General features: G+C 69.8%; 10 protein-coding genes and 1 tRNA gene. 4 read left to right on the plus strand and 7 right to left on the minus strand.

Annotated features, from left to right (window positions below; all coding sequences use genetic code 11):
* Positions 1-44: 44 nt before the first annotated feature.
* The 4 genes from AOK24_RS25045 to aspS form a co-directional block, all read right to left on the minus strand.
* On the minus strand, positions 45-701 hold the full coding sequence (locus tag AOK24_RS25045) for a hypothetical protein (protein ID WP_133258192.1): 657 nt from the start codon (positions 699-701) through the stop codon (positions 45-47).
* A 105-nt stretch (positions 702-806) separates the two neighbouring features.
* Positions 807-893, minus strand: a tRNA-Ser gene (locus AOK24_RS25050).
* A gap of 289 nt (positions 894-1,182) precedes the next feature.
* Entirely contained in the window at positions 1,183-2,898 is a 1,716-nt protein-coding gene (locus AOK24_RS51115) for an MFS transporter (protein WP_240554110.1), read from the minus strand.
* A gap of 186 nt (positions 2,899-3,084) precedes the next feature.
* The gene (aspS, locus tag AOK24_RS25060) at positions 3,085-4,848 is read right to left on the minus strand and encodes an aspartate--tRNA ligase (protein ID WP_055722334.1); all 1,764 of its coding nucleotides are present in this window, start codon (positions 4,846-4,848) and stop codon (positions 3,085-3,087) included.
* 164 nt (positions 4,849-5,012) lie between these two features.
* On the opposite strand from aspS, the gene AOK24_RS25065 reads away from it, so the two are divergent.
* On the plus strand, positions 5,013-7,094 hold the full coding sequence (locus tag AOK24_RS25065) for an ATP-binding SpoIIE family protein phosphatase (RefSeq protein WP_055722335.1): 2,082 nt from the start codon (positions 5,013-5,015) through the stop codon (positions 7,092-7,094).
* Positions 7,095-7,166: 72 nt separating this feature from the next.
* On the opposite strand, the gene AOK24_RS25070 is transcribed toward AOK24_RS25065, so the two are convergent.
* Together AOK24_RS25070 and AOK24_RS25075 are read right to left on the minus strand one after the other, a co-directional pair.
* Positions 7,167-7,571: an arsenate reductase ArsC gene (locus tag AOK24_RS25070; RefSeq protein ID WP_055722336.1), complete on the minus strand. Its 405-nt coding sequence runs from the start codon at positions 7,569-7,571 to the stop codon at positions 7,167-7,169.
* A gap of 121 nt (positions 7,572-7,692) precedes the next feature.
* Positions 7,693-7,986, minus strand: coding sequence for an ArsR/SmtB family transcription factor (locus AOK24_RS25075; protein WP_055722337.1), 294 nt, complete (start codon positions 7,984-7,986; stop codon positions 7,693-7,695).
* Positions 7,987-7,989: 3 nt separating this feature from the next.
* On the opposite strand from AOK24_RS25075, the gene AOK24_RS25080 reads away from it, so the two are divergent.
* The gene (locus AOK24_RS25080; RefSeq protein ID WP_055722338.1) at positions 7,990-8,298 is read left to right on the plus strand and encodes a VOC family protein; all 309 of its coding nucleotides are present in this window, start codon (positions 7,990-7,992) and stop codon (positions 8,296-8,298) included.
* Positions 8,299-8,373: 75 nt separating this feature from the next.
* On the opposite strand, the gene AOK24_RS25085 is transcribed toward AOK24_RS25080, so the two are convergent.
* A complete protein-coding gene (locus AOK24_RS25085) occupies positions 8,374-9,345 on the minus strand; it encodes a pirin family protein (protein ID WP_055722339.1) in 972 nt (323 codons plus the stop codon).
* 308 nt (positions 9,346-9,653) lie between these two features.
* Between AOK24_RS25085 and AOK24_RS25090 the strand changes: the two genes are divergently transcribed.
* Together AOK24_RS25090 and AOK24_RS25095 are read left to right on the plus strand one after the other, a co-directional pair.
* Positions 9,654-9,857 (plus strand): cold-shock protein, encoded by a 204-nt coding sequence (locus tag AOK24_RS25090; RefSeq protein WP_007502648.1) that lies wholly within the window; start codon positions 9,654-9,656, stop codon positions 9,855-9,857.
* Positions 9,858-9,979: 122 nt separating this feature from the next.
* Positions 9,980-11,404: DEAD/DEAH box helicase (locus AOK24_RS25095; RefSeq protein ID WP_055722340.1), on the plus strand; the 1,425-nt coding region annotated here is incomplete at its 3' end.

Raw genomic sequence — 11,404 nt, forward strand, 5'->3', positions numbered from 1 at the left:
ACGGCAGACGGGATGGGAGCTGGGTAAGTGGTGGGTTGAGGAGGTCAGGGACGTCGGCCTGGGTGCAACAACCGCGCGACTCGACTCATGCGATTCCACTCCTCGTGCTTCTTCAGGTCAGCAACGAGTTCGGCGGAGCCTGGGAGCGGCTTCCACGTCTGTCTGCCTTCGACAGCTCCGCGTGCCGCACGCGTCAAGACGTCATGCTTCCTGCCGAGCGCAACCAAGACCTGCAAGGTCGCATCCATGTCATCCGTTCCGATCGGATGCGACACCGGAAAGTCACCCAACACCTGCTTGACTGCACTGCGCTTGTCCGACGAGGTCTGTACGTGATCTGCGTAGACCTGTCTGACTGTGTCGAGGAGAACGCCCTCCGCGAGCAGCGCCTGAACCAAGGCTTCGCTCAGCTCAGACCTGCCACGTCCATGAGACCGACCGATGAGTTCGCCGAACGCGCCTGCGACCTTGGTGTCTGCCTCGACGAGGGAAACGTGCAGAAGCCGACGTTCCTCACGCACCTTTGCCGCGTACTGAAAGAGAGCCGTCACGGCAGCGGCGGCTACGACAGCAATGCCGCCCACCAGAGCTTTCACAAGAGTGGGATCCACGGTCGACATCCAACCCGATGAGACGTTGACCTGACCACCACGTCGAACCACCCCTGCCTCGGACTCGTAGCGTTCCAGCCCGTGCCCCATCCGTGCCCCATCGTGCGGGAAGCCACGGGGAACAACGGTCGCCAGCGGGCACCCCTCAACACAACGGCCTCTGACCGTATCGACTGGTCAGAGGCCGTTCACCTGCGGTGGGTGTGGGATTTGAACCCACGGTGACATCGCTGCCACGACGGTTTTCAAGACCGTTCCCTTAGGCCGCTCGGGCAACCCACCTTGCCCCGTTCGTCTCCGGGCGGGGCGGGGTACAGCGTACCCGGGAGCGGGGGGCCGCGGCGTGCGTGGTGGGAGGGGTTCACGCACAACGACGAGGGGGATGCCGAGGTTCATGAGCGGTCGGCGGTGCGCTGCTGGTCGCCGTCGCGCCGCACGTCGCACCGACCGGACGTACCCTGCGGGACTTCCTCACCCAGAAGCCCGAGCCGTCTACGCGGGTGCGCGTCGGGAGCGTGGCGGAATCCACCTTCTCGGTCGGTGATCGCTCCTCCGCGCGGACCACCCGCACCTAAGGCTTGTCCGGGCGCAGCCACAGGAGAGCCGTGTACCCGACCAGGCACGTGAGGCCCGCGACGTACATCCAGAACTTCGACGACGGCGGGTGGAGTTCGTCCCAGGAGAGGGCAACAGCCAGGACGGTGAAGGCTGTTGTCGCGTTGCGCTCGCGGTGCGCCAGGCGGCGCGTACGGCGGGGGCCGTCGGTGAGGTGGAGGGCGTAGAGGTCGGCGGGGCCGAAGGTTTTTTCGGCGAGGCCCGGGCCGGAAGTGCTCTGGTCGGTGTCCCTTTCTGTCCGCAAGTGCCTGCGCGCCTCCTCCACGTGCGCGCGGGCCTGCCGCCTCGGCATCGCGTGCCGGGTACGCAGGAGTGTCTCCAGGTGGGACAGCCAGCGATCGTCGTCTCCCCGGAGGCGAGGGGCGAACCAGCGGTCCGGGACGGGGAGGGTGAACGCCCCGATGCTCAGGGCCAGGCCCGCTGTCGGCAGGGTGAGGGCCGGTAGGGCGAAGGCCGGTTGCTCCGGGAGGAGGGTGGACGCCGTGACGCCCGCGGCGAGAGCGCCGAGGGCTCCCGCGGCGAAGCCCCACGCGCGCCGGCCCGCCGCTCGGGCCACCGCCGCGAGGAGCAGGAGGACGACGACGCCGAGGACCGTCGCGAACACCGTCAGGGACGACCAGCTCGGGTGGAGCCAGAAGCCGTCGTCGAGCCAGGCCATGACGCCCAGGAAGACGCCCACGGCGCCGAGCGTCGCGAGGTACGTCCCCACCGCCGACAGCACCAGCGTGATCGCGAGGTACGGCCGCCGGTCCTCGGCCCGGTCCGTGAAGTGCGACATGGAGTACATCGCGATCATCGAGCACACCGCGGGGATCGCGGAGAGCAGCCCGACCTGGAAGGAGGACAGCCCGCCGATCTCCTCGATGAGACTCGGGAGCCAGAAGGTGATGGCGTACCCCGTGAGGGTCATCGCGAAGAACGCCCCGGTGAGCAGGGCGACTTGGGGGTGGAACATGAGCCGCAGCCGGGACGTGCGGGGCGCGCGGCTGCGGACGTCCTCGTCGTTCGCCACCGCCGTACGCAGCGCGGTCTTCTCCTCGGCGGTCAGCCAGCGCGCGTCCTCGATGCGGGAGACGAGGAAGAAGCCGGCGGCGATGCCGACCAGGACCGAGAACGTGCCTTCGAGCGCGAACATCCAGCGCCAGCCCGCGAATCCGCCGGCGCCGTGCAGTTCCAGGAGCGCGCCGGTGATCGGCCCGGTGATGATGCCGGCGGCGGCCGAGCCGCCGAGGAAGATCGCGGTCGCGCGGCCCCGGCTCGCGTCGGGCAGCCACTGCGTGATGTAGAGCATCGCGCCGGGGAAGAAGCCGGCTTCGGCGACGCCGAGCAGGAAGCGCAGGACGTAGAACCAGGTCACGCTGTGGATGAAGCTCATCGCGATGATCACCGCGCCCCAGGTGATCATGATCCGGGTGAGCCAGACGCGGGCGCCGAACCGCTCCAGCAGCATGTTGCTCGGCACCTCGAACAGGGCGTACCCGATGAAGAACAGCCCGGCGCCGAGCCCGTACGCGGTCGCGCCGACCCCGACGTCCGCCTTCAACTCGTCCTGGATGAAGCCGACGTTGGTGCGGTCGAGGTTGTTGACCAGCAGCATGAGGACGAGGAGGGGCATCATGCGGCGCAGGAACTTGCCGACCGCCCTCTGCTCGGTTTCCGATACCTCTGACATCGTTGTCGTACCCCTGTTCACGTACATGAATTCCCGTCATGTGCGTGGAGGACCCTACGGAGCCGTTCACTTCAGGTCAACGGGTTGGTCAGAAGTTCACGGTTATGAACAACATGCCTATCGGAACGCAGAGAGGGCCGGAGATCGTCATGATCTCCGGCCCCCTACTCAGGTACTACCCGGGTACTACTTCGGCTGCGGCTTCCTGATCGTCAGGTGCAGCTCCCGCAGCCGCGACTCCTCCAGCTCCGTCGGCGCGCCCATCATCAGGTCCTGGGCGTTGCCGTTGAGCGGGAAGGCGATGGTCTCGCGGATGTTGGGCTCGTCGGCCAGCAGCATGACGATGCGGTCGACGCCGGGGGCGATGCCACCGTGCGGCGGGGCGCCGAAGCGCAGCGCGCGCAGCATGCCGGCGAACTCGCGCTCGACGGTCTCGGCGTCGTACCCGGCGATGTTGAACGCCTTCAGCATGATGTCGGGCTCGTGGTTGCGGATCGCGCCGGACGACAGCTCGACGCCGTTGCAGACGATGTCGTACTGCCAGGCCAGGATGTCCAGCGGGTCCTGGTTCTCCAGCGCGTCCATCCCGCCCTGCGGCATGGAGAACGGGTTGTGCGAGAAGTCGATCTTGCCGGTCTCCTCGTCCTTCTCGTACATCGGGAAGTCGACGATCCAGCAGAACCGGAAGACGTCCTCCTCGAAGTGCCCGGCGCGCTTGGCGGCCTCGACGCGGACCGCGCCCATGATCTTGGAGACCTCGTCGAACTCACCGGCGCCGAAGAACACGGCGTGCCCGGCGGCGAGCGAGAGCCGCTTGGTCAGCTCGGCGACGTTCTCCTCGGTGAGGAACTTGGCGATCGGGCCGGACAGCGTGCCGTCCTCGCCGACGCGCACCCAGGCGAGACCCTTCGCGCCCTGCGAGATCGCGAACTCGCCGAGCTGGTCGAAGAACTTGCGCGGCTGGGCGGAGACGTCCGGCACGGGCAGCGCGCGCACGTGCTTCCCGGCGAACGCCTTGAACTCGGAGCCCTCGAAGATGTCGGTGATGTCGACGAGTTCGAGCTGGGCGCGCAGGTCCGGCTTGTCGGAGCCGTACTTCAGCATCGACTCGCGGAACGGGATGCGCGGGAACGGCGAGGTGACCTCCCGGCCGCCGCCGAACTCGGTGAACAGCTCGGTCATGAGCTTCTCGATCGGCTGGAAGACGTCCTCCTGCTCGACGAAGCTCATCTCGACGTCGAGCTGGTAGAACTCGCCGGGCGAGCGGTCGGCGCGGGCGTCCTCGTCGCGGAAGCACGGCGCGATCTGGAAGTACCGGTCGAACCCGGAGATCATCAGCAGCTGCTTGAACTGCTGCGGCGCCTGCGGGAGCGCGTAGAAGCGGCCCGCGTGCAGGCGGGAGGGGACGACGAAGTCGCGCGCGCCCTCGGGGGAGGTCGCGGTGAGGATCGGGGTGGCCATCTCGTTGAAGCCGAGGGCGACCATCTTGTGCCGGATCGCGGAGATCACGGCCGTACGCAGCATGATGTTGCGGTGCATGCGCTCGCGGCGCAGGTCGAGGAAGCGGTACTCCAGGCGGCGCTCCTCGTTGACGCCGTCCTCGGCGTTGATGGTGAAGGGGAGCGGCTGGGCGGCGCCGAGGAGTTCGACCTCGGCGACCTCGACCTCGATCTCGCCGGTCGGCAGGTCGGGGTTCACGTTCTCTGTTCCACGTGAAACAACGCGGCCGTCGACGCGGACGGTCGACTCCTTGCTGACCTTGTCGAGCGCGTCGTACGCGGCGGTGCCGGGCCGGGCGACGAGCTGCGTGATGCCGTAGTGGTCGCGCAGATCGATGAAGAGGATGCCGCCCAGGTCGCGCCGATTGTGCAGCCAGCCGCTCAGCCGGACGTCGGTGCCGACGTCAGAGGCGCGGAGCTGGCCGCAGGTGTGGGACCTGTACCGATGCATCTTCGTTCATCGTCCTTACGTGGATTTCGGTCACGCGTGTTGCGATCCTCGGTCGCCTCAAGGGTACCGGCCGCCTTGAAACCACCCTTCCGAATAAGGGCGGCAGGACAGCGGTCGTACGACAACACTGGCGTCCTGGCCGAAAATCTTCTTAAAGTAGGGCAATGCGCACTGGTGAGCCCCTGCCCGCGGTGGAGCAGGTCCTCGCCGCTCTCTCGACCGGAGTCTGGCACTGGTCCACGGCGTCCGGCCTCGTCACCGTCGACGCCGAGGCGGCCCGGCTGCTCGGGCTGCCCGCCGAGGAAACGGTTCTCACGGAGGCCGGGGCCCGGGCCCGGCTGCACCCCGTCGACTGGAACGAGATCACCGGCGTCATCCAGCTCGCCGTCGCCGAACAGACCCTCGCGGAGGTCCGGATCCGGATCATGGACGACCGGGGGCGGGTCGTCCGGGTCGTCCGCAGCCGCTCGAAGCCGTCGTTCGATCCGGTCAAGCGGGCGTACGAGCTGATCGGCACCCTCCAGGAGGTGACCGAACCGGCGCCGGGCACCCCGGCGGGGCGGCGCGCGGTCACCGGGGACTGGCGGCGCTCGCGGGAGGCGTTCCTGCTGGACGCCGGACGCGCGCTGGCGGAGGCGCGGTCTACCTCTGAAGTACTACGGGTAGCAGCCGGGCTGTCGATGCCGGGGTTCACCCCCGACGGGCTCGCCGTCTTCGGGGTGGAGGGCGACCGGCTGACGGTGATCGGACACCACGGGCAGCAGCCCGGCGAGGAGGCACCCTTCACCCACCTCTCGGTGCAGACCGACTATCCCGCCGCGGAGGTAGTACGTACGGGGCGCGCGGTGTACCTCTCCTCCCCCGAGAAGTACGAGGAGCGCTACCCCCTCACCTGGCCGCTCGCCTCCCACTTCGGCCGCCGGTCCTGGGCCTTCCTGCCGCTGACCGTCGCCGGGCGGACGATGGGCGCGTGGATGGCCGCGTTCACCTACCCCGTCGCCTTCACCCCCGACGAGCGCTCGGTCCTGACGACCGTCGCCCGCATGCTGGCACAGGCCCTGAGCAGGGCGGGAGCCGCCGAGACCCAGCGCGAACTGACCGACGGCCTCCAGCGTTCGATGCTGCCGACGCTGGGCGAGATACCCGGCATGACCCTGGCCGCGCGCTACATCCCGACCGGGGGCGGCCTTCAGGTAGGGGGTGACTGGTACGACATGATCCCGCTGCCGCGCGGCGGGTTCGCGCTGGTCATCGGCGACGTCCAGGGCCACGACGTACGCGCCGCGGGTCTCATGGGCCAGCTGCGCATAGCTCTCAGGGCGTACGCCTCCGAGGGGCACCGGCCCGACGCGGTCCTCTCCCGCGCGTCCCGTTTCTTCTACGGCCTCACCCATACGGACGACTCCCCGCGCTTCGCGACCTGCTTCTACGTCGAGGTCGACCCGGAGACCGGCGTTCTGGAGACGGCCCGCGCCGGCCATCTCGACCCGGCGGTCCGCATGTCCGACGGCACGGTCCTGCTGCGCTCCACCGCGGGCGGCCTCCCCCTCGGGATCGACCCGGATACCGACTACCCCACGTCCCGGCTCACCCTGGACCCCGGCGAGACGCTGATGCTGTGCACGGACGGGCTGCTGGAGACCGGCGGGCACGACCTGGAGACGGGGTGGAAGCGGATCAGGGAGACCCTGGAGTCGTACCCGGGGACACTCGAAGGACTGGCCGACGCCCTCGTCCAAACCGTCCTCGGCCCCTCCTCCCACCACACCACCGGGCCCCTCGCCGACCGCCGCGAGGACGACATCGCCCTCCTGCTCCTCTCCCGCACCCCCGCCGGCCCCGGCGCCCGCACGCTCCCCCGCCGTACGGTCCTGACGATCGCCCAGTCGGAACCCGAACGCGTCGCCGAGGCCCGCCACCAGCTCCGCGCCCTCCTCCACGACTGGCCCTCCCCCGACCAGCTCGACTCCGCCGTCCTCCTGCTCTCCGAACTCCTCACGAACGTCCTCGTCCACACCGACGCGGACGCGCTCCTCCTCGCGGAGATCACCGGCCCCCCTGGCGCCCGACGCCTCCGCGTCGAGGTCACCGACACGAGCGACGACCTCCCCCACAAACGCCGCCCCGGCGAACTGGCCTCGTCCGGGCGGGGGTTGGTCCTCATGGACCTCCTCGCGGACGCGTGGGGAGTCGACCCGCGGGGCGAGAGCAAGAGCATCTGGTTCGAGCTGTTCGAGACGGGGTGAGCGGGGGCGAGGTCAGCGGGAGGCGTGAGGAGCGCGGTGTCCTGTTGGCGGTGGGTCAGGTGCCGTCCCCCGTCAGTCGCCGGGAGCGATCTCGGCGATCAGGTCGCGGACCCGCTTCTCGATCTCGTCGCGGATCGGGCGTACGGCGTCGACGCCCTGCCCGGCCGGGTCGGGGAGTTGCCAGTCGAGGTAGCGCTTGCCGGGGAAGGCCGGGCAGGTGTCGCCGCAGCCCATCGTGATGACGACGTCCGACGCCTGGACGGCTTCCGTCGTGAGGACTTTGGGGACCTCGGCCGAGATGTCGATGCCCGCCTCCGCCAGCGCCTCCACCACGGCGGGGTTCACCGTGCCGGCGGGGGCGGAACCGGCGGAGCGCACCTGGACGCGGTCGCCCGCGAGGTGGGTGAGGAAGGCGGCGGCCATCTGGGAGCGCCCGGCGTTGTGGACGCAGACGAACAGGACGGACGGGGTGGTCATGGCGGGCGCCTTTCCGGTCAGGGCTGGTCAGGGTGCGGTGAGTTCGGGTTGGCCGTCCGAGACGCGCGGGACGCCCGGGACGCGCGAGGCACCCGCGACCTCCCCGGCTTCCGAGACGCCCTCAGCATCCGCGACGCCCGTGACATCCGGGCAGCACCCAGTAGTACACCCACGTCCCCCGCCGCTCGCAGTCGATCAGACCGGCCTGCCGGAGCAGCTTCTGGTGGTGGGAGATCGTCGGCTGCGGCAGGTCGAACGCCGGGGTCAGGTCGCACACACAGACCTCGCCGCCGGACCGGGAGGCGATCATCGACAGCAGGCGCAGCCGGACCGGGTCGCCGAGCGCCTTGAAGGTCCTGGCCGCGTCGCCCAGCGGCGCCGCCGTCAGCCCCGTGCAGCAGCCCTGTCCGAGCACCGCGTGTCCCGTGTCCAGCTCGCCCTCCGGGTCGGCGACCTCGAAGCGTCGATCGCCTTCTACGTGAAGCTCTTCGGCACCGAACCCGCCAAACGGCGCGCGGGGTACGCCGACTTCGCGATCGCCGAACCGCCCCTCAAGCTCGTACTGATCGAGAGTGGGCCCGGCGAGGAGCCGTGGGAGGTGTACGTCGTCAAGGCCGACGCCGACACGCTCGGCGAAGGCGCCGCGGAACCCGGGGCCACCGGCGACGGCTGCTGCGCCGACCCGGCGGCCTCGGGGTGCGGGTGCGGTACCCGTACTACGACCTGAGAGCTACGGCCGCGTACGGGCCGAGAGCCACGGCCGTACGCGGCCCCACAGGCGTAGCCGTGTACGACCTGAGAGCTACAGCCCGCCCTCGGACATCCCGTGCACCGCCGGGATCGTCCCCAGCCGTCCCTTCTGGAAGTCCTCGAACGCCTGCTGGAGTTCGGCCTTGGTGTTCATGACGAAGGGTCCGTAGTGGGCCATGGGCTCCCGGATGGGACGGCCGCCGAGCAACACCACTTCCAGGTCAGGGGTGTTGGAGTCCTGGAGTTCGTCCGCGCGGACGGTCAGCGAGGACCCCGTACCGAAGACCGCCGTCTGGCCGAGCCGGATCGGCCGGCGTTCCGTGCCGACGGAGCCGCGCCCCGCGAGGACGTACGCGAGGCCGTTGAAGTCCTCCCGCCAGGGGAGGGTGAGCTCGGCGCCGGGGGCGACGGTCGCGTGGATCATCGTGATCGGCGTGTGCGTGACGCCGGGACCCTCGTGACCGTCCAGCTCACCCGCGATGACCCGGAGCAGCGCGCCGCCGTCGGGGGTGGTCAGGAGCTGGACGTTGCCGCCACGGATGTCCTGATACCTGGGAGCCATCATCTTGTCCCTCGCGGGGAGGTTGACCCAGAGCTGGACGCCGTGGAAGAGGCCGCCGGACAGGACGAGGGACTCCGGCGGCGCCTCGATGTGCAGGAGGCCCGAACCCGCCGTCATCCACTGGGTGTCGCCGTTGGTGATGGTCCCGCCGCCGCCCTGGCTGTCCTGGTGGTCGAAGATCCCGTCGATGATGTAGGTGACGGTCTCGAAGCCGCGGTGCGGGTGCCAGGGGGTGCCCTTGGGCTCGCCCGGCGCGTACTCCACCTCACCCATCTGGTCCATCATGATGAACGGGTCGAGGTGCCGGTGGTTGATCCCCGCGAACGCCCGACGTACCGGGAATCCCTCACCCTCGTAACCGCTCGGCGCGGTCGTGACGGCGAGCACGGGGCGCGCGACGGCATCGGCCGGCGCGGTGACACGGGGGAGCGTCAACGGGTTCTCGACGGTCACTGCGGGCATGTCGGTTCCTCCTCGGACGTCGTACGACACGACGTCGTACGTTGTCGTACGTCGATTTTAGTTGAACGGTGAACTTCTTGCCACCCACTGGAACAGCGCGTGCGCGACGGGCATTCCCGGGGCTCCCGGGGCCGTATCCCGCCGGCAAAAATCGATCGTGTATCGCGCGCAGGGTGTGTTACGGTTCCTGTGTTGCAGTTGCGGTACCCATGGACTTATGTGCGCCTGACGGGATTGCATCCTTCGGGCGCATTATTCGTTTTCCGGCATCTCCGGATGGGGCCTCTGCCTACCTGAAGGAGATCGTCATGGCACAGGGAACCGTCAAGTGGTTCAACTCTGAAAAGGGCTTCGGCTTCATCGAGCAGGACGGCGGCGGCCCCGACGTCTTCGCCCACTACTCGAACATCGCGACCCAGGGCTTCCGTGAGCTCCAGGAGGGCCAGCGCGTGTCCTTCGACGTCACGCAGGGCCAGAAGGGTCCGCAGGCGGAGAACATCGTCCCCGCCTAGTCGCCGGACGTAACACAAGCTCGCCGGGGTTCGCACCGTCTGGTGCGGGCCCCGGTTTGCGCTGTTTCCGGGAAGACCGCTTCCGGGAAGCCATGACTGTTTCCAGGAAGGTGGACCCCCGCATGTCCCGCAGACCCCAGAGGCCGAACCGGCGCGCCTCGTCGTCCTCGTCGTCCTCGCCGTCCGGCTCGTCCCGGCCGTCCGCCGCGCCGGCCGCCTCCCGGCCGCGGGAGTTCCGGCTGCCGGAGAGTACGACGCCGGCGCTGCCGCCCGTCGCGGACTTCGCCGACCTGGACATGCCGGCCGCGCTGCTGAAGACGCTGGCCGCGCAGGGCGTCACCACGCCCTTCCCGATCCAGGCCGCCACCCTGCCCAACTCCCTCGCCGGACGCGACCTGCTCGGCCGTGGCCGCACCGGCTCCGGCAAGACCCTCGCGTTCGGCCTCGCGGTCCTCGCGCGTACGGCGGGCCTGCGCGCGCAGCCGAAGTCGCCCCTCGCGCTGGTACTAGTACCTACGAGGGAGCTGGCGCAGCAGGTCACCGACGCGCTGTCGCCGTACGCGACGGCCGTCAACCTGCGGGTTGCCACCGTGGTAGGGGGTCTGTCCATCACCCGGCAGGCCGACACCCTGCGGCGCGGCGCCGAGGTGGTCGTCGCGAGCCCCGGGCGCCTCAACGACCTCGTCGAGCGCGGGGACTGCGTCCTGGACGACGTGCGGATCACGGTCCTCGACGAGGCCGACCAGATGACCGACATGGGGTTCCTGCCGCAGATCACCAAGCTGATCCAGAAGGTGCGGCCCGACGGGCAGCGGATGCTGTTCTCGGCGACCCTCGACCAGAACATCGACCGGCTGGTCCAGCGCTTCCTCACCGACCCGGTGACGCACTCCGTCGACCCGTCGGCGGGCGCGGTGACGACGATGGAGCACCACGTCCTGCACCTCGCGGACGAGACCGACAAGAAGGCCGTCACCACGCGGATCGCCGCGCGCGACGGGCGCGTCATCCTCTTCCTCGACACGAAGCGCTCCGCCGACCGGCTCGCGAAGCGGCTCCTGGCGGTGGGGGTGCGGGCCGCCGCGCTGCACGGCGGGCGCTCGCAGCCGCAGCGCAACCGCACGCTCGACCAGTTCAAGAACGGGCAGGTCACGGCGCTCGTCGCGACGAACGTGGCGGCGCGGGGCATACACGTCGACGACCTCGACCTCGTCGTCAACGTCGATCCGCCGACCGACCACAAGGACTACGTCCACCGGGGTGGCCGCACCGCGCGCGCGGGCGGCTCCGGGACCGTCGTCACGCTGGTCCTGCCGGAGCAGAAGCGGGAGGTCACGCGGCTGATGTCGGACGCGGGGATCCGGCCGCGGACGTCCCGCATCGTCTCGACGGACCCCGAGCTGTCCACGATCACCGGTGCCCGCGAGCCGTCGGGGGTCGCGGTGACCATCGAGGTACCGCAGCCGGTGGCTCCGCAGCGGGGTACGGGTACGGGGTCCGGGTCCGGGGGGGCGTACCGGCGTCGGCGCCGGGACGACCCCCCGGAC

Origin of the sequence: Streptomyces niveiscabiei (assembly GCF_001419795.1) — a bacterium.
Lineage (GTDB): Bacteria > Actinomycetota > Actinomycetes > Streptomycetales > Streptomycetaceae > Streptomyces > Streptomyces niveiscabiei.